Genomic DNA, 23,758 nt, shown 5'->3' on the forward strand with positions numbered 1-23,758 from the left:
TGGAGACTGTCATGCCGCGCACCCCGTCGCGCCTGCTGTTGGCCCTGGTCCTGGCTGGACCGCTGCTGTTGTCACCCCCGCCGCTTGCCGCGCAGACCGCTGCAGCGACGATCGATGCCGAGGCGATCCAGGCCCTGACCCGCATGGGCACCGCCCTTCGCGCCCTGCCGCACTTCTCGCTGAGCGCCACGACCAGCACCGAGTACGTGCTCGACGATGGCCAGAAGATCGCGCTGCCCGGCACCGTCACGTATCGCGTGCTCGGGCCGGACCACTTCTTCGCGGAAATCCAGAGCGACCAGCAGCACCGTCAGCTGTTCTATGACGGCAAAGCGCTGACGATCTACTCCCCGCGCCTGAAGTACTACGCCACGCTGGATGGGTTGAACAAGAGCAGCCAGGCACTGCTGTCCGAATCTGCCACCACGTATGGCATCGAACTGCCGCTGGCCGACCTGTTCCTGTGGGGCACGCCGGCGTTCCCGACGGATCAGTTCCAGTCGGCACTGCTGGTCGGCAGTGCCCGCATCGACGGCGAGGCTACGCAGCATTACGCCTTCCGGCAGCCTGGCGTGGATTGGCAGGTCTGGATCTCCGACGCCACCCATCTGCCGCGTCAACTCGCGATCACCAGCCACAGCGATCCGGCCCTGCCCACCTACCAGGCCACGTTGAACTGGGACACGCGACGCGCGGTGACCGCGAAGGAACTGGCCTTCGATCCGAAGGGCGCGACCAGGATCGTGTTCGTCCCGGTCGCACTGGCCGCGCAGACCACGCCTGACGGGGAGAACTGAGCATGGACCGTTCCACGACACTGCGTGCCGCACTTGCCTCCACCCTGATCACCCTGCTGCTGGGCAGCGCGCTGCTGCCCGCCACTGCCGAGGCACGGCCGGGTCTGCGCGGCTTTGCCCATCCCTCGATCGCCCATGCCGGCGGTTTCGGCGGCGGAGGCTTCACGCATGGCGGTGGTGGCTTCGCGCCGCATCCGCCAGGGCCGGGCCCTGCGCCACACCCCGGTCCGGGCCCTCGCCCAGAGCCGGGTCCGCATCCTGGTCCGGGTCCCGGCCCCCACCCTGCTCCGGGGCCGGGACCCGGGCCGGGACCTCACCCGCCAGGGCCAGGTCCAGGACCAGGACCAGGTCCGGGGCCGCATCCGCCTGGACCGGGTCCCGGCCCCGGTCCGCACCCGCCGGGCCCTGGACCGTACCCGCCGCCGCCCCCGCCGCCGTACTGGGATCATCCGTTCTGGGACGCTGCGGCATTCACCGCCGGCGTCGCGGTCACCTCGGCGGTGATCGGTTCGGTGGTCTACTCACTGCCGGTGGACTGCAGCACGGTCATCGTCAACGGCCTGGGCTACCAACGCTGTGACAATGCCTGGTACCAGCCGCGCTACTCGGGCACCACCGTGCAGTACGTGGTCGTGGACGCGCCGCAATGAGCGGTCACCGTCCGCGGCTCTCGCGGCTCACGCTGCTCGCCGGCATCGCCTGCGCCGCGCCACTGGCCGCGCAGGAAGCGCCGGCCGGCTCGGCGTCCTCCGATGACATCGCCCGCAAGCTCGCCGACCCGGGCGCAGCACTGATCTCGGTGCCGTTCCAGTACAACTACCAGGGTTCGGTCGGGCCGGGCAGCGACTTCCACAACCAGCAGTTGAAGATCCAGCCAGTGATTCCCTTCGTCGGCGAGAATGGCAAGTTCATCCTGCGCCCGATCCTGCCGCTGAGCTGGAACCAATTCCCGGAAGACAAGCACGGGACCGGCGATCTGTTCGTGCAGGGTTACTACATCCCCAAGACCGCCTCGGAGGCGCATGGCACCGAGGTCGGCTTCGGCTTCGCCGCGCTGCTCGATACCGCCTCGCACGACAGCCTGGGCACGGGCAAGTACTCGCTCGGCCCGGCCTTCATCCTGGTGCACAAAACGCAGAAGTGGACCGTGGGTGCATTGGCCAACCATGTCTGGTCGGTGGGCGGCGACAGCGACCGCGAAGATGTCAGCAGCACCAGCGTGCAGCCCTTCCTCACCCGCAATCTACCCAAGGGCTGGTCGCTGAGTTTCACCTCCGAGACCAACTACAACTGGAAAGCCGACAGCGGCGACGCATGGACGGTGCCACTGGGGGCGACCGTGTCCAAGGTGCTGCGGGTCGGCCACACGCCGGTGAGCATCGGCGTCGGCGGCTTCTACAACGTGGACCGCCCGCAGTACGCCAGCCGCTGGACCGCCCGGATGATGGTGACCCTGGTCTTCCCTGAATGATGCCGAGGCGCGCCGTCTGCTGCGTGCACTGAGAGGACATGATCATGCGACTGCTGCGCACCGCCGCCGCCCTGGCGATCGCCGGGGCGATCCTCGCCCTGCTGGCGGCCTGCCGGCCGGCGCCGTCGACCCAGGCCACGACCGCACCGGGTGAGCCACCCGCGGACGCCGCCGATACGCGCGCGATCGCCCGCGATGCGTATGTCTACGGCGTCCCGCTGCTGGGCGAGTACCAGACGATGCATACCTTCAGCATCGACACCGCCAACCCACAGTACAAGGGGCCCTCCAACACCATCCTCAATATCGCCCGGGTGTTCACCCCGGCCGACACCGCCTTCGTGACGCCCAATTCGGACACGCCCTACTCGTTCGCCGGGCTGGACCTGCGCGCCGAACCGGTGGTGATCAGCCTGCCGAAGATGGAACCGGAGCGCTACTTCGTGTTCCAACTGATGGATCTGTACACCTACAACTTCGCCTACATCGGCAGCCGCACCACCGGCAACGACGGCGGCCACTATCTGATCGCCGGCCCGGACTGGCAGGGCGCGGTCCCCGACGGCATCACCCAGGTGATCCGCTCGGAAACCCAGCTGGTCAGCCTGGTCGGGCGCACGCAGTTGTTCAACCCCGCCGACCTGGACAACGTCAAACGCATCCAGGCTGATTACAAGGTGCAGCCGTTGTCGTCCTACCTCGGCACACCCGCGCCGCCGGCACCTGCCGCGGTGGACTGGCCCGCGCCGCTGCACGGCAGCGAAGCACGCACCTCGCCGGCCTTTTTCGGCCACCTGGCCTTCCTGCTGCAGTTCGCGCCGCCGCACCCCAGTGAAGTGGACCTGCGCGCGCGCTTTGCCCGGATCGGCATCGTGCCGGGACAGCCGCTGGACCTGGCGGCGCTGCCGCCGCCGATGCTGCAGGCGCTGAAGGACGGAATGGCCGATGGGCAGCATGCGATCGACGCGCGCCGCAGCGCACTGGGCGGAAAGATGGACACCCTGTTCGGCACCCGCGAGTTCCTCAGGAACGATTATGTCGCGCGCGCCACCGGCACCCAGATGGGCATCGGCGCCAACTCGCGCGATGAAGCGCTGTACCCCATCTACGAAAAGGATGCCGACGGCGCCCCGCTGGACGGCAGCAAGCACCGGTACGTGCTGCGATTCGGCAAGGACGGCCTGCCGCCGGTCAACGCGTTCTGGTCGTTGACCATGTATGACCTGCCCGCCCAACTGCTGGTGGCCAATCCGATCGACCGTTATCTGATCAATGCCGCGATGCTGCCGCAGCTCAAGAAAGATGCCGAGGGCGGCGTCACGCTCTACCTGCAGCACGACTCGCCGGGGCCGGACAAACAGAGCAACTGGCTCCCGACGCCCAACGGCCCGTTCATGGCCGCGATGCGCTACTACTGGCCCAAGCCTGAGCTGCTGCAGGGCCAGTGGACCTCGCCGCCGATCGAGCGCGTGCAGTGACTGCTGTTCCTTCCGGAGGTGCCGTGATGAAACCTTGCCTGCCTGTGTTGGCCCTGACCCTGGCCAGCGCACTCGTTGTTGGCTGCAGTTCCAGTGCGCCCGCACGCATTGATGCGCCGCCGTCAACGGAGAAGCGCGAGGCGCAGAACCAGGCGCGCACCGCCACCGCTGCCGTGTTGTCGCGGCTGTACACGGCCCAGCCCGGCGCCCGCCAGGCAGTGGAACAGGCCGCCGGGTATGCGGTGTTCCGCAGCTTCGGGGTCAAGGTGCTGATCGCCGGCGGTGGTGGCGGGCATGGCGTGGCCATCGACAACCGCAGTGGACAGGAGACCTTCATGCGCATGGTCGAGATCCAGGCCGGCCTCGGATTCGGTGCCAAGACCTTCGATCTGGTCTGGGTGTTCAGGACACCCGAGGCATTCCAGGATTTCATCACCCGCGGCATCGAGATCGGCGGCCAGGCCACGTTGGCCGCAAAGGTCGACAAGGCGGGTGGCGGCCTCACCGGCGCCGTGCAGATCTCCGACGACGTGTGGGTCTACCAGATGACCGAAAGCGGCCTGGCCGCGGAACTGACGGTCAAGGGCACCCGCTACTACCCCGACAAGGCATTGAACTGAGCCGTCAGGCCAGGGAGCTCCCATGCACGGTCATCCGTTGGTCTGGATCGTCAGTCTGTTCGTGCTGCCGCTGGTCGCCGCGCTGGTGCTGAGCTTGTTCGTGCGGCATCGTGGCATCAGCGCCAACGCGGTGCTGGCCTGGTTCGTGATCGTATGCTGGTGCGGCGCGCTCGGGGTGATCCTGTCGCAGGTGTGGTGACCCGCGCTGCCGGCCAGCGGCCGGCACTACCCGCGAGCCCCCCCGCTAGTACCGGCCGCTGGCCGGCATCACAGCGATTGCCCCAGCTCGATGAACACCACGTTCTCGCCGCCCTCGCGGAAGCCCATGCCGAAGATCAACGGGCCGATCCATGAGTCGAAGCCGAGGAACACGCTGCCGTTCCAGATCCCGTCACTCAGGGACATGTCGCTGCGGCGCTGCCAGGCGTTGCCGTACTCGACCGTGCCCCCCACCTGCGCCGAGCGGCCAAGCAGCTTGCCCAGCTCGTAGGTGTAGCCGGCGAACCCGAGGGCGTAGTCCTGCCCGGTCAACTGATTGTGCTGGAACCCGGCCAGCCGCCAGCGCCCGCCGAGCCGGTACAGGTTCTGCACCGGGGCCGTGCCGGACGACGTCACGTGATAGCGCAGTCCCAGCTGCAGGGCATGCCGGCCGAACGAACGGGCCGCCACCGCATCCAGGTCCAGCTGACCGAAGCGTGCATCGGCACCCAGGCTCGGGCTGGACTGGTACGTCCCGGCGTTGACCAGGTAACCATCGCGCGGGAAGTACACACTGTCGATGTCGTCCAGCGTCGCCTGCGCGATCCAGGCGCCCTCCTCGAAGTTCACGCGTGGAATGGTCGGGTCACCGACCTCCACCTCGGCGTTGCCCGTGTAGCGCTCCACCCCGACCGACAACGCAAGCACATTGGAGACATTGCGGACCAGCGCCAGCGTGCCGCCGGTACGGCGTACCCGGTAGCGGGCGATCTTGTCGCCGTCCTCGTCATACAGATTGAAGCTGCGGGTCTGGAACCCGCCGCCAACCTGGAACGCGTAACGGTCGTGCAGATCGAAGGGACGGTAGTACTGTCCGGTCAGCCCCGGCTCGCTGCCGATCTGCAGGGCGATGCGCGCCTCGGCGCCATACGGCGACAGCGGCGAGAACAGCAGGCCGGCGCGCAGGTTGCTTTCGTGGTTGCCTTCCAGGTCGTTGCTCAGGCTCAACCCGGCCTCCAGGTAGATGGGACCGTTCGGCTTGGGATAGGCGGAGACGAAGACACCGGTGCGGCCGTCGCGCTCGCGTACGTCGTAGTTGATGCTGGCCAGCGTGCCCATGCCGTAGGCGCGCAGGACGCCGGCCTGCATGCCCTTGATGTCGAGCGGTTCGCCGAGGTGCACCGGCAGGTAGCTCAACAGCAGCGCGTCGGCGTAGCCGGTATGGTTCTCCACCTCGACGAACTCGATCCTGTCCTGGCCCACCGGACGTTCGCGCTGCACGCGCTGCGCGGCCAGCTGCGCGTACACCTGCGGGGTCTGCGCGAACGCGCGCAGGGCCGGGGCCGCCTGCTCGGCAGCGAGCTGGCCGATCCGCAGCGCTTCCGGGGCCTTGTCGAAATCGCCGGTGGCGACCTTGCCGGTCAGGTCCGGCGAGATCAGCAGATCCTGCGTCCCCAGGCTGTCCAGTTGGGCCTGGGCGCTGCGGGTGGTCAGGAAGCCGCTCAACTGGCTGATCACATCGACCAGGCTGGCGTCGCGATCCAGTGGCTTGAGCGGTGTGCCCACGTCCACCGCGATCACCCGGTCGGCACCCATCGCGCGCACCACGTCGATCGGGACCTGGTTGGACAGGCCGCCATCGAGCAGCACGTGCCCATCGATCACCACCGGGCGGAAGATGCCTGGCAGGGACATGCTGGCGCGCATGGCCATCGGCAGGTTGCCCTCGGAGAGCACCACCGGCTGCCCGGTGTTGATGTCGGTGGCGACCGCGCGGAACGGGATGGGAAGATCGTCGAAGCGACCGCTGACCCGGCTGCCGCCGGTGGCGCGCTCGAACAGCGCGATCAACTTCTCGCCCTCGGAAACGCCACCGGCCAGCGCCACCGCCTTGCCTTCGCCGCCCAGACCGATGCCGATCGGGGCCAGCTGCGCGTAGTCGTCGGCCTTGCGCCGCAGCGACCGGTCGCGACGCGGCAGGGTATCGGTGAACAGGCTCAACCATTCGGTGCTCAGCACGACCTGCTCGATCTGTTCAGGTGTGGACCCGGAGGCATACAGCGCGCCGACCAGGGCGCCAGCGCTGGTGCCGGCGATGCAGTCCACCGGAATGTGCAGCGCCTCGAGCTGCTTGAGGATGCGCACGTGCGCGATGCCACGCGCGCCGCCGCCGCCCAGTGCCAGGCCGATGCGCGGACGGGTGTCGCCCGGGCCGCGCAGGCCGCAGTGGCTGGCTTCGCCGGCCACGACGGGCGGCGACATCGGTTCGGCCGCGCGCAGCGGCGCCAGCGCAGCGGCCGCGCACACCCCCGCGAGCACCAGTGATGCCGTGCGCGGCACCCGACGACAGGGGCATCTCAATGCCATGCGCTGCCGACCTGGATGTAGAACGTGTCGTCTTCCGGCCCCCAGGCATAGTCCACGCCGACATGCATGCCGAGCTGGCGGGCGATCAGATAGCGCACGCCCGCGCCCTTGGAGACCTGGCTGGCGCCATCGCTGAAACTGTTGTGGCGTCCCCAGGTGCGGCCTGCGCCAACGAAGCCGATCAGCGCCCAGCGCTGGGTCATGTTCCAGCGCAGCTCGCTCTCCAGCACCGCCGCGCGGGTGTCCTGGTAACGTGCCGAACCGATGCCGCGCAGGTCGATGTAGGGCAGCCGGTAGAACGGGATCTCTCCGTTGGCCCAGCGCGCATCGGCGCGGCCGCCGAGCACGAAGTACCTGCCCATCGGCCAGTAGCCGTAGGCGTGCCCGCGATAGCTCTGGAAGGTCGCGTCGCTGCCGATCCCGGGCAGGTAGAAATTGCCCTCGACCATGCCCAGCCACCCCTTGGACGGCGTGAACGGATTGTCGCGGGAGTCGTATTCCAGCGACAGGCCGAGCCCCGAGCTGCGCTTGGACAGCTCGTGCGGCTGGAACCGGTCACTGTCGGAGGCGACATCGAAGCCGATGTCCAGGTCCATGTAGACCCAGGCCAGGCCCAGGTAAAGGTCGCGGTCGCCAAGGCGCCGGAAGCCCTGCTGGAACGACATCAGCCCGTCCATGTTGTACTCGATCTCCTGCGCGGGCAGCAGCGTGCCGGGCGTGTAGAAGCCCAGGTTGAAAGAGGTCTTGGCCACCCCACCGCGGTAGCGCCAGCGGTCGTCGTCGAAATGCAGGGAGGCGCCCACGCCGTACGCCTGGCTGCCGTTGGAGGTACGCATCGCGCCGCCTCCATAGATGTCCGGTGTCACCATCTTCGGTGCACCGCCCTCGCCCGGCGATCCGGAGGCCGGCGGGCGATGGAAGAACGCCAGCGCCACGCCGCCGCCGTTGCCAACCGCCGGATCGGTCACGATGATCGGCACGGGCAGGAAGCCGCGGTGCTCGAGCAGCCAGCGCGACATGTCGAAATGGCCATCTTCGGCGTCGCGGAACAACGAGGCCTTGGCGCCCGGTGCCGACGTCTGCACCTGCGGCGCAACAGGCTCGGCTGTTGCCGGGCTGCTCTGCTGGGCGATGGCGGTCCAGGGCGCAAGTACGCCCATCAGCGACAGCAGGCGTACGGCGTGGCCGATCGACACGGAGCACCTCGGGAGATGGGGAGCAGGACGGCCCGTCACTTCAAGTGCGCGGGCCCGCGCCGGTGGGAGGGGAACAGCCCGGCACGGGCCCGCGCGGTTGAACGCGTTTGCATCTTCGGCGCAGCACTCAGCGTGCGGCGGTCGCACCCGGCGGGAACGCAGCGAACAGTTTGTCCAGCCCTGCCTCCACCGCCGCATTGACCTTGTCCGGCGAGGTCGGCACGGTACCGCTGGCCGTACCGCGCCACACCGCCTGCTTGGTCCGCGCATCGAACATGTCCACCACCAGGGTGCCCACGTCATACGTGTGTACCGTGGTCGTGGCGTTGCCCATGGCCATGCCGCCGCCCCAGCCGCCACCCCGCCAGCCCCACCCGCCCATGCCGGTGCCGCTGTAGAAGGTGTCCAGGGTCTGCTTCTGCCCCGTGGCGATGTGGACGGCCAGGGCGATATCGCCGTTGGGCGCTTCGCGCAGGCCCTTGGCCTGCAGGCGGGCGTTGATGCCGTCGATGATGCGTTGCTGCACCAGCGGTGAGCTTGCCTCGGGCTTCATCGCCCAGGTGTAGGTTTTATAGGACCCGAAGCTGGCCGACGGATCGTAGTCGGTCTTGACGGTCGGGGTGGAAGCGCAGGCGACCAGGGCGGTGGCCAGGACGGCAATGGCGAAGGCTTTCATGACGCGAGTCTCCAGGGGCAGGATGGAAAGACGCGCTGCGTGGGCAGCCGTCCTGTGGCGGGCCGGGGTGGCAGCCTCGGTTGCCATCACGGTAATGCACCGGCAGTCGCAGGTAATGCGCATAACTACGCAGTGGCGACTGGAAAAACTACCGAGCGCGTTCAGCGCGGCGGGTTGATCACCACGTACTGCACGCTGGTGCCGGCATAGCGCGGCTCGTACCAGACGTTGCCGCACTGCTGGTAGGCCATGCCGTTGATGACGGTGGTCACGCAGCTGGGCGGTACCGAGGTGACGATCGAGCCGATCACCGCCGAAGTCACCGCCACACCAGCGGTCACCGCCGCGACGGTTGCGAAGGGATGGTCATCCCAGTGGTTCCAGTGATCGTCGTGGTAGTCCACGTTGACGTTGACGTTGCGATCGACATTGCGGTTGATGTTGCGATTGACGTTGCGGTTCGCATCGATGTTCCGGTTGATGTTTCCGCCACCGCCGCGATTGATGTTGCCGCCCTGCGGGCGCTGCACGGGACGGTTGATGCTGGTGTGGGCGCTGGCACGTGCACCGCCGCCATGGAAGCCGCCGCCACGCTGGGCGCTGGCCGGTGCGGCCACCGCCAGCAGGACCACGAGGAGCAGGCCGGCAGCCAGCGAGGACGCCACGAAGAAGCGATTGATCACGGTCCGCATGTCAGTTCTCCTGTCCAGCGGCGTCGATCACCACCGCCACCGGGACCAGCTTGATCCGGGCCGCATCGGCCGGAGGCGTGAACTGGAACGCGGTGGCCGCCACCGGCGTGCGCGTATCCCAGCGCAGCTGTGCACGGTATTGCGGCAACGCCGGATCATCCAGCGAGGTGATCACCAGCTTCTTCGGCAACGCGGTCGCCTTGCTGACCCACAGCTGCCAGTCCACCCCGTCCTGCTTGAACGCGTACTGCTCGATGGCCTCGCCGTCCAGGGTGCCGCCGCCGATATGCAGCGCGCCACGGATGGCGGTCTTCGGGGCTTTGTCGGTGCCCCACAGGAACATGTCGGCCAGCGGCATGTCGATGCCGTAGCGACTGGCCGCGTCCTCGACCAATTCGCCGAGCGTGGCGCTCAACCCGTCGACCCGGGCGTAGTACTTCAGGCGCGGAGAGTACAGCGACAGTGCCTTCCCGTCGTAGAACAGCTGGCGGAGCTGCCGGTCGCTGCGCAGTTCCAGGAACAGTTGGTTCGGCAGCCTGGCCTTGTAGGTGACCACGCCATCCAGCTCGACCTTCTGGCCGTCATCGAGGACGATTTCGGTACTTGCCTGCGAGGTCAGCGAGAACTGCTTGAGCGCGCGCAGCGCGGCGCCCATGCGGTCCAGCGCGGCCAGCGCCTCCGGATCGCGTTCGGGGCTGTCGACCGGCGCGGCGGCGGCGGGGGCCCCCTGGGCAACGCGGGTGGCCGCGTGCGCCGCAGGCGCCAGCGCGGCCAGCAGCAGGCACGCCGACCAGGCAACGGGAGGGAAGACAGAAGGCTTGACCGTTACTCCACGGGACGGAGGACAGGCGGCCGCAGTGGCGCGGCCGGGATCAGAAACCACCGCTGATCGAGAGACTCCAGGGGTCGCCCTCGAAGCGGTTCTTGACGCTGAACTCACCGACATAGCGGAAGGAGACATCCAGATGCTCGCCGCCGGACCACTTCTTGCCGTAGGTCAGCACCGGGCCGAGGCCGAACGAGCGCCCCTTGAATCCATCCAGGCGGTCGGCGGTATCGCCCTTGTCATCCTGCAGCTGCTGGATCCAGCCGCCGGCGGCACCTAAGCCCCAGCCGCTGGCAGTGCGCTTGACCAGCAGCAGGTCGGCCCGTGCCACCACACCGTTCTTGTAGTCGGTGTCGTCGTTGCGGGTGTACCAGTCGGTGGCACCCAGCACGCTGAATTCCAGCGTGCCCTTCTGGAACAGATGCGTGTAGCCCACGCTGGGCGAGAAGGTCCAGATGTTCATGCCCGGGTTGGCCAGCCGGTTGGGGTCGTACGTGGCCGTGGGCGCATACACGTACACGCCGAAGGACAGGTGCTGCACCTCGCTGATGTGGAATCCGGCGATCACCGGGGCGAAGTAGACGTCGAACAGGTTGGACGCGTGGTCCTTGGCCTGGAAGCGATTGCCCAGCGGCCCCGAGAGATTGGCGGTGACGTCCGCATCGATGTACGGCACGGTCAGCATCGACGCGAAATTCCAGCGCCCGGCCTTGGTCGGCCAGACATACACGCCGGTGGCAGCGGTCAGGCTGACGTCGGCTTCCAGCCCCAATGAGATCTGGCCGGCGATCGGTGCCGGGCGGCCGCCGCTGATCCTGCCGTTGTACTGGATGTAGCTCAGCGACCACTGCATGCCCGGCTCGGGCGGAATGACGCCGGCGTAGGAGGTGATCTGCATGCCGGTGATCGAGCGCCCCAGGGCGCCTTCCGTGGCCGCGACCGGGGCGCTGCCGAGCGCCAGCAGTCCGCCCAGGATCAGGGCCAGCGGACCGCGCGGCAGGGTCGGGGGCGTGGTGCGTGCAGGGGTGTTCATGGCAACTGCCTCCAGGGCGGAAGGGGAATCGCACTGCGCGCGATCAGGGCAGCCCGGGCGTCGACCGGGGCGCGTGCTGGCGCTCGCGCACTTCCTCGATGTCGCGTTCCAGGAAATAGTTCAGGAAGGTCCGGATCACCGCTATCGCAGCCAGTTGGCCGATCGCATCCCAGTCGGTGTAGATCGAGGATTCGATGATGTCCGCGGCCAGCTGGATGGTGAGTCCGGCGACCAGCCAGCGCCCGTACGCCAGCCACAACGCGCGCCGCTCCACGTTGGTCGGGTGCCCGCGCATCGCCAGGCGCAGTGCCTGCACGAACACCACGGCCGTGGCGAGCGTGATCAGCACCAGCGCCATCGCATCGATGATGACCACGACCGGTTCGGTAACGGCAATCAGCCATGCCTTGAGAGGCGTCATCTGGGGTGCTCCGGTAACGCACCTGGCGGTGGCAGGTGCCGCTCATCCGCGCTCCACGCAACGGAAGCCGAGGTGGCAGGTGGAGGTGTCGATCGGCTGCGCCATCCGCGCCGCCGGGCGGTAACGCCGGCAGTAGTTCGGCGCGCACAGATGCGAACCGCCCTTCATCACCCGGCGCGGCATCGCGCTGCGGTCGCGCGGGTCGTGGCTGCCCTCGCGCGCGCCGCCGCGGGGGTTGTCGATCGCGCAGCACGGCTTGCTCTGCAGCTGGTCGTGCTGCTGGTACCAGTCGCTGGTCCACTCCCAGACATTGCCGATCATGTCGTACAGGCCGTAGCCATTGGGCGGGAAACTACCCACCGGCGAGGTCCAGCGATAGCCGTCCTCGTCCAGGCTGTGCCAGGGGAACTCGCCCTGCCAGGTATTGGCCTGATGGCGCCCCCCCGGCACCAGGCTGTCGCCCCAGGCGAACTCGCCGCTCTCCTGCCCGCCGCGGGCGGCGAACTCCCATTCCGCTTCCGTGGGCAGGTCCTTGTCCATCCACTGCGCATACGCCAGCGCGTCGGCGACATTCACGTGCACCACCGGATGATCGTCCAGGCCCTGCAGCGACGATCCTGGGCCACGCGGATGACGCCAGTCAGCGCCGGCCACGTAGTGCCACCAGTTGTGCGTATTGGACAGATCGACCGGGTGCGCCGGCTGCACGAACACCACCGAAGACGGCACCAGCAGTGCCGGATCCGCGCCGGGATAATCGGCCGGGTCCGCCGGGCGCTCGGCAGCGGTGACGTAGCCCGTGGCCCGGATGAACCGTGCGAACTCCCGGTTGGTCACCGGGTACCGGTCGATCCGGAACGGTGCCACCCGCGCCTTGTGTGCCGGCCGTTCTTCGGGATAGTGATCGTTGGATCCCATCACGAAGACGCCGCCGGCGAGGTCGATCATGGTGTCGGCGACGACGCTCATCATTGATTGCCCGCGCAGGCTTCGCTGAGCTTGGCCAACGCATCATCGATGGTGAACGTGTTGGGCTTCTGCACCCGCGGGAAATCCTTGAAGGTGGCCGCGAACTTGTCGGCGATCGCATAGGCCCCGAACAGGATGTAATCGTGATGCAGGAACCAGTCGTAGTACGAGTTCGAGGTGATGTCGGCGAACTCGTACGGGTCGGTCCTCAGGTTGTAGACCTTGGGCAGGCGCAGCCGGATGAGCGGCTCGGACCAGACCTGCAGCGTCCCCTTGCAACGCTGCTCCATGAACGACACTTTCCAGTTGTCGTAGCGGATCGCCATCACGTCGCCGTCGTCGCTGAAATAGACGAACAGCTTGCGCGGGCTCTCCTTGTCCTTGCCGGTCAGGTAGCCGGTCAGGTTGACGCCATCGATATGGTTCTTGTAGGTCCGCCCGATCGCCTTGTAGCCCTTCTTGAGTTTCTCACTGACATCCGGGTCGCCGGCCATGGCCAGGAAGGTCGGCAGCCAGTCGTGATGCTGCACGATGCCGTTGGCAATCGTGCCCGCGGGAATCTGGCCCGGCCAGCGCACCACCATCGGAATGCGGAAGGCGCCCTCCCAGTTGGTGTCCTTCTCGCTGCGGAACGGCGTGGTGCCGCCGTCCGGCCACGAGTTCCGGTGCGGGCCGTTATCGGTGGAATACATCACGAAGGTGTCCTCGGCGATGCCCAGCTCGTCGAGATAGTCGAGCAGCTCGCCGACGTTCCTGTCGTGGTCGATCATGGTGTCGTGGTACGGCGACTGCCAGCGCCCGGCCTGGCCGAGGCTTTCCTTCTTGGTGTGGGTGAACAAGTGCATGTGGGTGAAGTTCACCCAGACGAAGAACGGGGTGTCGGCATCGTGCTGGCGCTTGATGAAGTCCTTGGCGGTAGCCGCGAAATCCTCGTCGCAGGTTTCCATCCGCTCAGGCGTCAGCGGTCCGGTGTCTTCGATCTTCTGCTTGCCGATCCTGCCCCAGCGCTCCTGCACCGTGGCATCGTCCTTGTCCGTGGCCCAGCTGCGGATGACGCCGCGCGGGCCCATGGTTTTCCGGAAGTTCGGGAAGTCCTTTTCCGGGAAGTAGTCGTACATGTCCGGCTCTTCCTCGGCATTGAGGTGGTACAGGTTGCCGTAGAACTCATCGAAGCCGTGGTTGGTCGGCAGCATGTGGTTCAGGTCGCCCAGATGATTCTTGCCGAACTGGCCGGTGGCATAGCCCTGGTTCTTCAGCAGCGCGGCGATGGTCACCAGTTTTTCGTTCATTCCGGTCGGTGCGCCGGGGATGCCGACCTTGGACAGGCCGGTGCGGTACACGCTCTGGCCGGTGATGAACGAGGATCGGCCGGCGGTGCAGGACTGCTCGCCGTAGGAGTCGGTGAACAGCGTGCCTTCATTGGCGATGCGATCGATGTTCGGCGTCCGGTAGCCCATCAGGCCCTGGCTGTAGCAGCTCAGATTGCTGATGCCGATGTCGTCGCCCCAGATCACCAGGATGTTCGGCCGCTTGCCGTTCTTGCCGGCCTTCGTGGTTCCGGATGACTTGGGGGATGCTGCCGTTTTTGCTGTTGCCATGACACTCTCCAGGGGATGCGTGTTGGGTTCCGGCGTCATGCCGGCATGCGGGAACGGCCGTCAAGCGAACGGCGAGACGTTGAAGGTCATGCTGACGATCGCCAGCAGGCCGAGCAGCCAGAGCAGCCCGGCGGTGATGAGGGTGAGCGAGATGGGATAGTGGCTTTCGCCATGGACCAGGCCCTCGCCGATCATGATCCGGCGCTCGGCACGCAGGCCCTGCATGTAGCGCACGTGGTAGACGATGCCCAGGGTCAGCAGCACCAGCCCGAGCCCGACCAGCGCGATGCCGAAATTGCGCGGTGCATGTGGGCGCAGCGCGGTGCCGGTCTCCAGCATGTGCCCGAAGAACTGATAGATGGTGAAGCCGAAGCCGATCAGCGACAGCGCCGTGCGGATGATCGACATCAGCGTGCGGTCCGCGCTCATGCGGGTCCGCTGGAACGACATCCCGGTCCGCCGCGAGGACAGTTCGATGGACGCCTCGTCGCTGCCACCAAGCAGCTCCTTGGCACGCGCGATGCTCAGGGCACGGTCGCTGAGGCGCTTGCTCGGGTCGGTGTCATTCATGAAGGGCTCGTGGCGTGGAAGGTTTGGGAGTCACTGACGGCGGCGCAGCCAGCGCGTTGCGATGCGGGTGATCGGGCCACGCAGGACGAGATACGGCAGGAAGCCGAGCACCACGGCGATGACGAAGGCTTCCAGCGGGTACTTGAAGCCACCGAACATGCGGAACTGGTAGATCACATCCATGCCCACACCGAGCAGCAGGATCCGCGTCGTGGCGGTCACCCCTTGGCGCCAGGCCACCTTGCGCTCGCCGGCCGAGCTGTGGGTCAGCAGCCACGCGTACGGAGTCCTGCCCGCCTTGGCGTCCTTGATGCCGTCGATCAGCGCGGTGATGAGCGCCATCGTGGGCTGCAGGAAGAAGCGGAACGTCATGGGACCGTCGGCGCGATCGATCATGTCCGTCCAGAAGCGCGTAAGAAAATCGATCACCAGGAGCATGGGCGGGGTCCTTGGGTCAGGACTCCAGCTTGGGCGGCCCGCGCAGGCCGCACAATCGAGTTAGTACTGCATGCGCCACAGTATTTTTACTGCGCCCGCCACGCCCGGTGGCGGCGGTATGCTCCGTGCCAGCGCGCTGCGGGCACGACGCCGTGCGCCTCCCTCCCCTGCCCGGTCAGCTCCCTGATGCGCATGGACCAGGATCACTACTCCCTGATGCGCGGCGGGCTGGTGCATCGGTTGCTGCATGCCAGCGGCGCGCTGCACGGCACCTCGCGGCTGTCACTATGGCTGGCACTGGGCATCGTGTTGATCACGCTCGGTCCGATGAGCGTGTTGGCCGCCCTCGCCGGCACGCTGTGGCCAGCGACCCCGTCGATGTCGCTGCTGGGCGACTACGCCATCCTGGCCCGCCTGCTGCTGGCCATGCCATTGCTGGTACTGGCCGCGCCGCGCTCGGATGCGCTCCTGCGCAATGCGTTGCGGCAGCTCACCCATGCCAGCCTGGTCCACCCACGTCGCCAGGCAAAACTCGAAGCCACCTTGGCCAGCATCCGGCGCTGGCGCGACAGCTGGCTGCCCGAGGCACTGTGCCTGCTGATCGCCTGGGCACCGCCGCTGTTCGGCAGCGATACGGTGAGCCTGCTGCCGGGTGTCGCGGATTGGCGGCTGGACCAAGGCACCCTGACCGCCGCCGGGCGCTGGTACGAATGGGTCGGCGTGCCCTTGTTCCGGCTGGTGGCGCTGCTGTGGCTGTGGCGCTTCGTGCTGTGGGTCTGCCTGTTGTGGCGCCTGCCACGTACCGGGCTGGTACTGCACGCCGAGCATCCGGACGGTGCCGGCGGACTGGCATTTCTCGGCATGGCGCAGGAGCGCTTCGCGATCCTCGCGCTGGCCGGCGGCGTGCTGCTTGCCGGCGCCTGCATCAACCACATGCAGTACCTGGACGGCAGCCTGTACAGCCTGCGCCACCTGCTGGCAGGCTACGTGATCGGCGCAACGTTGCTGCTGGTCGCCCCGCTGCTGCTGTTGATGCCGGTGATGCTGCGGGCCAAACGCCACGCGCTGTACCGCTTCGACGCGCTGGGCAACCGCGCCGCGACGGTGTTCGATCAACGTTGGCAGCGCACGGTGCAGGATGCCGCCGCGGGCGACAGCCTGCTCGACCACGGCGACGCCTCCGCCTTCGCTGATTTCAGTGGGGTCTACAAGGGCCTGAGCAGCATGGCGGTCCTGCCCTTGAATCGCTGGAACGTGCTCTGGATCGCGCTGCACGCCATCGTGCCGTTGCTGCCGCTGGTGCTGCTGGCCATGTCCGTCGACGAACTGGCACAGAAGCTGATCGGCATCCTGGTCTGACGGTTGGCCGCCCGCTCAGCGACCGTCCCTGCGCAGGCCGCGCAGGGAGCGCGAGACAAACCGGTCGCCCTTCAGGGCGGCGGCGACGGCCGCCAGCAGGTCATCGCCGGCATCGGACTTGAGGACGTAGCTGCAGGGGCCCAGTGCCATCGCCCGGGTCACCATCTGCGGATCGGCGTGCACGGTGATGAAGACCACGCCCAGCACGGGACGCTGCAGCCGCAGGCGACGTACCGCTTCCAGCCCGTCCATCTCCGGCATCGCGATATCGGTCACCACGACATCGGGCAGCATGGCCTGCGCGGCCTGCACCAGTGAGGCGCCGTCCTGGACCAGGCCGATCACCTGGTACTGCTGGCACAGCAGGCCGCGAAGCTGGCGCCCCATGGCACACCCATCCTCGGCCAGCAGCACACGAACCGCATTCATCGCACTCGCCCGTTGGACGCCTGCGCCATGGTGCGGGTGCCGTCGCTGGAGCGACAAGGGGAAAACAACCGTGGCCGGGCAAGTAAAACTACTTGCCCGGACCGGGTGTCGGGTTTCAGTGGCGGATCAGTCCTTCCTGCTCGGCTTTGCGCACCAGCTCCAGCGTGCCATGCACGCCCAGCTCCTGCATGATCGCGTACTTGTGTGACTCGATCGTGCGCACCGACACGCCCAGCTCATAGGCGATCTGCTTGGAGCGCAGGCCACGTGCGACGTACTCGAGGATCCGCAGCTGCTTCTCGGTCAGCACGTACTGGCAACGACCGGCGCTGACAATCGCGTTCGCGGCCAGGGTCGGGGTGACGTAGGTCTGCCCCTCCATCACGCCGTTGATGGCACGCACCAGCTCATCGCCGGCCGCGCTCTTCAGGATGTAGCCCTGCGCACCGGCACGTATCGCCTCGGCTGCCATGCTTGATTCGTCGTGCATGGTCAAGAATACGAACGGTGTCCTGCTCCCCTCGCTGCGCACCCGGCGCATCACATCGATCCCGCTGATCCCGGGCATGCTGATGTCCGAGACGACGACATCGGGCGTCTCGCGATGCAGGGAATCCAGCAGCTCCTCGCCGGATGACACCAGCTCGATCGACGCAAAGCACTCCATGAGCAGACGCTCTATGCCCTGCGCCACCACCATGTGGTCATCGGCGACCACGACTTTACGGAACGGTACGTCCATCCACTGCGCACACGAGACGCTCATTGCATTGCCTCCGTTGACATCAATCTTCCCCTGATTGAACTGCCGGTGCGGCCGCCACGCACTGCTGATTCCGCGGTCGGATATCGCCATCAACCTGCCATCGGTTTCCACCTGCAGCGCGCTGAACATGCGAGACACCTCGTGATGGCCTCGTGATGCGGTGACGGCTGAATTCCTCATGTTCCCACCAGAATTCAGCTGCGCAGGGTGTCCTTCGGACATTCCCCGAAGACATGCCGGTACAGGATCGAGAACCGCCCCAGGTGGGAGAACCCGAAGCGCAGCGCGATATCGGTCACCGTGCCCTGTTCATCGGCGTGCAGCAGCGCCGTGCGTGCCCGGTTGAGTCGCGCCAACTGGTGCCAGTGGCAAGGACCATGCCCGTAGGCGTCACGGAACAGGCGTTCGAGCTGGCGTTCCCCCACGCCCATCGCCAGCGACAGCGCGCGGCTGTCGAACGGACGTTCCAGCTGGGCCTTGAGGTACTCCTCTGCCCGCCGCACCAGCGCATCGCGGTGGCGGGCGTTCCAGCTGCGCTCCGTCCGCGCTGCGGGACCTGCGTCGCCAGCGTTGACCGCCTCCACGAAGGCGCCCAGCAACAGCGACGCCTGCGCATCCATCTGTGCCGACGTGATCAATCCCTCCCACCCGGCGGCCGTCTCCAGCGCCTGGAAAACGGCGTGGCGCACCCCCTCGGCCACGACCGGTGGCGCGGGCCGCGTGTACCAGCCGGTGCGTGGCAACCGCAGTTCCCGCCCGACCCGGCGCACGGCTTCACGCTGCAGCACCTCGCGCGGGATCAGCAGCACCGCCCACTGCCAGCCACCGGGGCTGGGGCGGACGTTGAGTTCACTGTCTTCGGCGAACACCATCACCTGGCCCACGTCGACCGAACGGCCGTTGGCCCACATCGGTCGCCCGCACGAAATCGCCAGGGCCAGCGCGATCAGTCCCTGCGAGAAACTGCCGCTGGCGAAGATCGGCAGCGTGTACGCGCCGCTGTCGAGGCTGAATTCCGGGAACACCAGGCGCTGCACGCACGCGCGGAAATGTCCGGCCGCCAGCAGCCGCTGCTCGAAGCGGGTATCGCGCACGACGCCCAACAGCGCATCGGCATCGAAGCCGTCCACCACGAAACGAGAGTAAGGGGCCATCGGTTCGTCCATGCCAGCTCCTCGGGGCAAGTCGGAATTCGGATAGCGCACTTGCGGACAACCTGCTTACATCGGCGCGATTGTGGGGTGGAAGCGACACAGCGACAAGCCGTGATTGCTCAGGGGGCCCGCAAGCGTGAAATGCATCACACCGAGGTTCGCCCGACCGCCCCGCCACTGCGCGACGCGGCTTGGGGCGGACAGCGAACCGAAGCGTCATCACGCCACCTCGAGGTACCCGTGCCAGTCATTGCGAGTGTGAAGCCCTCTGTTGCCGTGCACTGCCGCCCCGACGCCAAGCCGGTCGACGACACCACCCCCGCCCCCTCCACACGCACGTCACCTGCCCTTCGCATTGCATTTACCCGCGCGCTTCCGCTTGCGCTGGGTTGCCTACTGGGCCAACTGCTGCCCACCCTCGCGCAGATGCCCGGTTTCCGGCTGCATGTGCTCTGGATTCCCGGCCCACTGCTGCTCGGCTGGCTGTTGTTCACCCCACGCGCGGCATGGCGCACGTGCGTGCTGTCCGCATGCGCCGGCACGGTGCTGGCATTCACCCTGGTGCCGTTCGTGGTATTGCCCCGCCTGCTTGCCAGCGCCGGCGAGTTCGCTCTGGTGGCCGCCGTGGCCTGGCTGCTGTTGCGCTGGCGCGGCGCACGCGCCCCTCTGGAAGGCTACCGCGAGATCGGCCTGTTCGTGCTGCTGGGATGTGTGCTGCTGCCGAGCGCGTGCGGATGGTGGCAGGCGCTGCTGTTCGCGGGCGGGCCGATCGGCATGGCACCGGGTGCGCTGCTCACCCTGGTGTTGTGCAGCAGTGTCAGCTACCTGCTGATCGTGCCCACCGTGGTCAACCTGGCACGCATCGTGCAGAGCCCGGAGCGCCGCCATGGGTGGCATTGGCAGCCGCTCATCATCGCGGTCACGCTGCTCAGTGCGCTCGGCATCGTCTGGGGCGTGGACTGGTCCGACGGCGTGATCACCCCGTTGCTGGTGCTGGCCCCGATTCCGCTGTTGGTCTGGGCGCTGATCATGTTCGGCGTTGCCGGCGCCAGTATCGGCATGCTGATCGTCGCCCTGCTCGGCATGCAGCTCAGCATGGAGGGCGTGGGCCCGTTCGCGTTCTGGACGCCGGACCGCAACCTGATCACCGCCCAGGTGTGGACCCTGTGCACCGGGTGCGCACTGTTGTTCCTTGGCGCGTTGTCCGAGCAGAAGCTCTCCAACCACCTCAAACTGCAGCAGGCGTACCGTCGGCTGGGCGAACTGACCGGGCGCATGCTGGTGGTGCAGGAAGAGGAGCGCACGCGCATCGCACGCGACCTGCACGATGACGTCAATCAGTCGCTGGCGGCGATTTCAATCTGCCTGAGCGCGCTGCGCAATCAGATTCCGGACGCAGAGCGCCACAGCGTGGTCGAACTGCAGGAACAACTGCTGACCGTGTCCAACGACATCCGTTCGATCTCCCACGAACTACATCCCAGCATCCTGCGGTTCACCGGCCTGGCCAGCGCGCTGGATGCGTTCTGCATCAAGCGCAACGCGCGCGGTGCGTTGCGGGTGCGCTGCCGCATCGAGAACCCGCCGCGGCTGAGCGACGACCAGGAGCTGAGCCTGTTCCGGATCGTGCAGGAAGCGGTCAACAATGTGGACAAGCACGCGCGGGCGACCAGCGCACACATCCTGGTCGGCGTGCGGGGTGGCCAGATGCTGTTGCAGGTGGACGACGACGGTATCGGCATGGCCGGCCATGCGGCGCCATCCCCCGCCCCTGGGCTCGGCATGATCAGCATGGAAGAGCGGGCCCGCCTGCTCGGCGGTGGTCTGAAGGTAGGTCCAAGCCCGTTGGGCGGCACTCGTATCGAGGTCCGCTTTCCGTTGGGCACGCCGGCGCAGGACATCGCCGCCGCGGGTCCGTAGAACTACTGACCCTGCGCGCGTAGAAAGGCGGTTGTGCCCTGCCCCGTGGCCGCACAGAGTGGCCCGACACCCGCACGTGGAGAAAGACATGCACCGGAAGGCTTCGCTCCACCCGCGGCCTCAGGTCGCGTCCCTGCTGGTCGTCGCGTCACTGGTGGCCGCCTGCAGTTCGGCGCCGCCGCTGGCCAGCGCACCTGCACCGTCGATTGCGCCGGCGACCGTGGCGCCCGCACCGGTGCCGGAACTGCGACCCGGCGTGCCGGCCGGCTATCTCGGTCGGTCACTGCCGGACAGCCTCGCCCTGTTGCCGCCGCCGCCGGCCAAGGGCTCGGCCGCCTTCGCGCAGGATCAGGCGATCCACCGCGCCGCGCAGCAACTGCGTTCGACGCCGCGCTATGCGTTGGCCACGACGGATGCGGATCTGCACTTCCCCCAGGTGGCCAACACTTTCTCCTGCGCCCTCGGGGTGCCGGTCACCCAGCAGGCGACGCCCACGCTCTACCTGCTGCTGCAGCGGCCCCTGGTGGATGCCGGCCTGGCCACCTACGCGGCCAAGGATCACTACAAGCGGGTGCGGCCGTTCGTGTTCCACAAGGAAGGTACGTGCGCGCCGGCGGACGAGGCTGCGCTGCGCACCGACGGGTCGTACCCCTCGGGGCATACGGCGATCAGCTGGACCTGGGCATTGCTGCTGACCGAACTCAGCCCCGACCAGGCCGATGCGCTGCTCGCCCGCGGCCGTGCCTTTGGCGAGAACCGGCTGATCTGCAATGCGCACTGGCAGAGCGATGTGCTGGAAGGCCGCGCCGTTGCCGCCGGTGCGCTGGCCAAGCTGCATGCCAACGCCGACTTCAACCGCGACATGGCGCTCGCCCGCACAGAGATCCAGTCGCTGCGCGGCAACGGCATCGAGGCGACGGGCTGTGATGCGGAGAAGGCGGCGCTGGCGATCAGGATCCCCGGCGTACTGTAGCCGCTTTCCCGGCACGCTCGCGCGGACTGCACGCGCCCGTCACGCCCGGTTTACGGGTGAAAAAAGAGGCTCGTGGCTGCATCCGCCCCACCCCTCCCGCCGTAGCTGAAGGTGCGTCACATCGGCGCGTCCATGTGGGAGTTTCGTCATGAAGATCCAGTTCGCAGGCCTCGTACTGATTGGCTGTCTCGCTGCCGCGTCCCCGCTCGTGTTCGCGCAGGCGCCGGCCGCACCGATGGCGGCACACAGCAATCCGATGGTGGGCGGTGCGGCGATGCATGCCAACAAGGACATCATCGACAACGCCGTCAATTCCAAGGACCACACCACCCTGGTGGCGGCGGTCAAGGCGGCCGGCCTGGTCGATACGCTGAAGGGTCCCGGGCCGTTCACGGTGTTCGCGCCGACCAACGCGGCGTTCTCGGCGCTGCCCAAGGGCACCGTGGAAAGTCTGCTCAAGCCGGAAAAGAAGGCCGATCTGACCAGGATCCTGACCTATCACGTGGTCCCCGGCGCGGTCACCAGCGCGGACCTGATGGCCAAGATCAAGCAAGGCGGTGGCAAGGCCAGCCTGACCACGGTGGAAGGCGAGGCGCTGATGGCCCGCGTTGCCGGCAAGGGCATTACCGTGACCGACAGCAAGGGCCAGGTGGCCCACGTCACCATCGCCGATGTGAAGCAGAGCAATGGAGTGATCCACGTGGTCGACAAGGTCCTGATGCCGTAACCGGACCAGGCGGCCGCAGTTCGCCTGCGGCCGCCCCGGTGGGAGGGAAGAGATGACCTGGCGCGGCGTCTTCAGAACGATGACGGGGGAGACATCACGCTGTGCGGGCGGCGCGCCAGGTCAAGACGGTCCCTCGTCGGCGCACGGCTGCGCCGACGGGGTATGCAGGGGCAGGACGGTGCGGTCCGTATCGATCAGTGCGGCAGTGCCCTGCCTGACAGCTCGACGCGCCGATTCGGTGCCAGGCACACGATCAAGGCCTTGCGCTGCGCCTGCTCGCACTGCACCAGCGGATCGGCCTTGCCGCGGCCTTCGGCGACGATGGCCGCGGCCGGCACGCCACCAGCAACCAGCGCATCGCGTACCGCCTCGGCGCGCCGTTGCGACAGCACCAGGTTGTAACGGTCGCTGCCGATCCGGTCGGTATAGCCGATCACCTGGATGGTCTGCACCCGGCTGGCATCACGGACCTGCTGAAGCAAGGTATCCACGTTGCGTCGCCCTTCAGGGGTGAGCACGGCACTGTCGAAAGCGAACATCGCATCGGCGGCCAAGCGCAGCGGCTCGCTCGGCATCGGCGCGGGTGCAGGTGGCGGCGCGGGCGGCGGACGCGGCGGATCCAGCACCGCCGCGCAGGCCTGGGGCTTCCAGTGCGCTGCCTGGGCGATGCCTTTGCCGTCGAAGTCGACCTTGAACTGGCAGGTGAAGTAGTCCCCGCCCGGCGTGCTGCGGAAGTTGAACAGGTAGTTCCATTCGCGCACGCCCCACATGCCCTCACCGAAATGCGGCGTACCCAGCAGTGCGTACAACTGACGTTTGCTCATGCCACGGGCGAACAGGCGCAGGTTGTCGACGTCCACGAACAGGCCCTCCTTCAAGGTGGCGTGGCGCGGATCTGGGAAGCTGGCCGTGTCGACGTCGACAGGGCCATCGGACGCTGGGCTGCGCTGCTCGCCGTGGCTGGCGCAGGCGGCCAGCAGCAGGGTTGCCAGGCTCAGGCCCAGCGACCGCAGCAGCGGCCCCGGGGCGGTGGATGTGGGCTGCATGGTCATGGTGTTCCCCCTGTATGCGTTGAATGCG

General features: G+C 67.4%; 25 protein-coding genes. 10 read left to right on the forward strand and 15 right to left on the reverse strand.

Annotated features, from left to right (window positions below):
* Window positions 1-11: 11 nt before the first annotated feature.
* From AC07WC_RS12045 to AC07WC_RS12070, 6 genes are all read left to right on the forward strand, one after another.
* Complete coding sequence (locus AC07WC_RS12045; RefSeq protein WP_495210204.1) at window positions 12-797, forward strand: DUF2092 domain-containing protein; 786 nt, start codon at window positions 12-14, stop codon at window positions 795-797.
* A gap of 512 nt (window positions 798-1,309) precedes the next feature.
* Window positions 1,310-1,447 (forward strand): hypothetical protein, encoded by a 138-nt coding sequence (locus AC07WC_RS12050; protein WP_495210205.1) that lies wholly within the window; start codon window positions 1,310-1,312, stop codon window positions 1,445-1,447.
* On the forward strand, window positions 1,444-2,268 hold the full coding sequence (locus tag AC07WC_RS12055) for a hypothetical protein (RefSeq protein ID WP_495210206.1): 825 nt from the start codon (window positions 1,444-1,446) through the stop codon (window positions 2,266-2,268). Before AC07WC_RS12050 ends, AC07WC_RS12055 begins: the two co-directional genes overlap by 4 nt.
* A gap of 38 nt (window positions 2,269-2,306) precedes the next feature.
* Entirely contained in the window at window positions 2,307-3,746 is a 1,440-nt protein-coding gene (locus tag AC07WC_RS12060; protein WP_495210207.1) for a DUF1254 domain-containing protein, read from the forward strand.
* Between the two features lie 26 nt (window positions 3,747-3,772).
* Window positions 3,773-4,366 (forward strand): lipid-binding SYLF domain-containing protein, encoded by a 594-nt coding sequence (locus AC07WC_RS12065; protein ID WP_495210208.1) that lies wholly within the window; start codon window positions 3,773-3,775, stop codon window positions 4,364-4,366.
* A gap of 22 nt (window positions 4,367-4,388) precedes the next feature.
* Window positions 4,389-4,565, forward strand: a complete 177-nt coding sequence (locus AC07WC_RS12070) for a hypothetical protein (RefSeq protein WP_167390385.1) — start codon at window positions 4,389-4,391, stop codon at window positions 4,563-4,565.
* A 68-nt stretch (window positions 4,566-4,633) separates the two neighbouring features.
* Here AC07WC_RS12070 and AC07WC_RS12075 read toward each other — a convergent pair whose 3' ends face one another.
* From AC07WC_RS12075 to AC07WC_RS12125, 11 genes are all read right to left on the reverse strand, one after another.
* On the reverse strand, window positions 4,634-6,826 hold the full coding sequence (locus tag AC07WC_RS12075) for a patatin-like phospholipase family protein (RefSeq protein ID WP_495210209.1): 2,193 nt from the start codon (window positions 6,824-6,826) through the stop codon (window positions 4,634-4,636).
* 95 nt (window positions 6,827-6,921) lie between these two features.
* Window positions 6,922-8,127, reverse strand: a complete 1,206-nt coding sequence (locus AC07WC_RS12080) for a BamA/TamA family outer membrane protein (RefSeq protein WP_495210210.1) — start codon at window positions 8,125-8,127, stop codon at window positions 6,922-6,924.
* Between the two features lie 127 nt (window positions 8,128-8,254).
* Window positions 8,255-8,803 carry a DUF4136 domain-containing protein gene (locus AC07WC_RS12085; protein ID WP_495210211.1) on the reverse strand — a complete coding sequence of 183 codons (549 nt, stop codon included), beginning with the start codon at window positions 8,801-8,803 and terminating at the stop codon, window positions 8,255-8,257.
* Between the two features lie 161 nt (window positions 8,804-8,964).
* The gene (locus AC07WC_RS12090; protein ID WP_495210212.1) at window positions 8,965-9,495 is read right to left on the reverse strand and encodes a hypothetical protein; all 531 of its coding nucleotides are present in this window, start codon (window positions 9,493-9,495) and stop codon (window positions 8,965-8,967) included.
* Window position 9,496: 1 nt separating this feature from the next.
* Complete coding sequence (locus AC07WC_RS12095) at window positions 9,497-10,378, reverse strand: DUF2092 domain-containing protein (RefSeq protein ID WP_495210213.1); 882 nt, start codon at window positions 10,376-10,378, stop codon at window positions 9,497-9,499.
* A complete protein-coding gene (locus AC07WC_RS12100; protein ID WP_495210214.1) occupies window positions 10,368-11,354 on the reverse strand; it encodes a SphA family protein in 987 nt (328 codons plus the stop codon). Before AC07WC_RS12100 ends, AC07WC_RS12095 begins: the two co-directional genes overlap by 11 nt.
* Window positions 11,355-11,397: 43 nt before the next feature.
* Window positions 11,398-11,775: a DUF1622 domain-containing protein gene (locus tag AC07WC_RS12105; protein ID WP_495210215.1), complete on the reverse strand. Its 378-nt coding sequence runs from the start codon at window positions 11,773-11,775 to the stop codon at window positions 11,398-11,400.
* A gap of 42 nt (window positions 11,776-11,817) precedes the next feature.
* On the reverse strand, window positions 11,818-12,744 hold the full coding sequence (locus tag AC07WC_RS12110; RefSeq protein WP_495210216.1) for a formylglycine-generating enzyme family protein: 927 nt from the start codon (window positions 12,742-12,744) through the stop codon (window positions 11,818-11,820).
* Window positions 12,744-14,342: an arylsulfatase gene (locus AC07WC_RS12115; RefSeq protein ID WP_495210217.1), complete on the reverse strand. Its 1,599-nt coding sequence runs from the start codon at window positions 14,340-14,342 to the stop codon at window positions 12,744-12,746. The genes AC07WC_RS12110 and AC07WC_RS12115 overlap by 1 nt, the downstream gene beginning before the upstream one ends.
* 60 nt (window positions 14,343-14,402) lie before the next feature.
* Complete coding sequence (locus AC07WC_RS12120) at window positions 14,403-14,912, reverse strand: YidH family protein (RefSeq protein ID WP_088433326.1); 510 nt, start codon at window positions 14,910-14,912, stop codon at window positions 14,403-14,405.
* Window positions 14,913-14,942: 30 nt separating this feature from the next.
* A complete protein-coding gene (locus tag AC07WC_RS12125) occupies window positions 14,943-15,350 on the reverse strand; it encodes a hypothetical protein (RefSeq protein WP_495210218.1) in 408 nt (135 codons plus the stop codon).
* A 192-nt stretch (window positions 15,351-15,542) separates the two neighbouring features.
* On the opposite strand from AC07WC_RS12125, the gene AC07WC_RS12130 reads away from it, so the two are divergent.
* Window positions 15,543-16,709: a hypothetical protein gene (locus AC07WC_RS12130; RefSeq protein WP_495210219.1), complete on the forward strand. Its 1,167-nt coding sequence runs from the start codon at window positions 15,543-15,545 to the stop codon at window positions 16,707-16,709.
* A gap of 15 nt (window positions 16,710-16,724) precedes the next feature.
* Here the strand turns inward: AC07WC_RS12130 and AC07WC_RS12135 are convergent, their stop codons facing one another.
* From AC07WC_RS12135 to AC07WC_RS12145, 3 genes are all read right to left on the reverse strand, one after another.
* On the reverse strand, window positions 16,725-17,138 hold the full coding sequence (locus AC07WC_RS12135; RefSeq protein ID WP_495210220.1) for a response regulator transcription factor: 414 nt from the start codon (window positions 17,136-17,138) through the stop codon (window positions 16,725-16,727).
* Window positions 17,139-17,253: 115 nt separating this feature from the next.
* Complete coding sequence (locus tag AC07WC_RS12140) at window positions 17,254-18,033, reverse strand: response regulator transcription factor (protein ID WP_495210221.1); 780 nt, start codon at window positions 18,031-18,033, stop codon at window positions 17,254-17,256.
* Between the two features lie 65 nt (window positions 18,034-18,098).
* Window positions 18,099-19,058, reverse strand: coding sequence for an AraC family transcriptional regulator (locus AC07WC_RS12145; protein WP_495210222.1), 960 nt, complete (start codon window positions 19,056-19,058; stop codon window positions 18,099-18,101).
* Between the two features lie 276 nt (window positions 19,059-19,334).
* Between AC07WC_RS12145 and AC07WC_RS12150 the strand changes: the two genes are divergently transcribed.
* The 3 genes from AC07WC_RS12150 (at window position 19,335) to AC07WC_RS12160 (ending at window position 22,678) form a co-directional block, all read left to right on the forward strand.
* Complete coding sequence (locus AC07WC_RS12150; RefSeq protein WP_495210223.1) at window positions 19,335-20,978, forward strand: sensor histidine kinase; 1,644 nt, start codon at window positions 19,335-19,337, stop codon at window positions 20,976-20,978.
* An 88-nt stretch (window positions 20,979-21,066) separates the two neighbouring features.
* Window positions 21,067-21,951, forward strand: a complete 885-nt coding sequence (locus AC07WC_RS12155) for an acid phosphatase (RefSeq protein WP_495210224.1) — start codon at window positions 21,067-21,069, stop codon at window positions 21,949-21,951.
* Window positions 21,952-22,099: 148 nt separating this feature from the next.
* A complete protein-coding gene (locus tag AC07WC_RS12160) occupies window positions 22,100-22,678 on the forward strand; it encodes a fasciclin domain-containing protein (RefSeq protein ID WP_495210225.1) in 579 nt (192 codons plus the stop codon).
* A gap of 194 nt (window positions 22,679-22,872) precedes the next feature.
* Here AC07WC_RS12160 and AC07WC_RS12165 read toward each other — a convergent pair whose 3' ends face one another.
* Entirely contained in the window at window positions 22,873-23,724 is an 852-nt protein-coding gene (locus AC07WC_RS12165) for an outer membrane protein assembly factor BamE (RefSeq protein ID WP_495210226.1), read from the reverse strand.
* Window positions 23,725-23,758: the final 34 nt, after the last annotated feature.

The organism is Stenotrophomonas sp. GW821-FHT01H02A, from assembly GCF_059422145.1.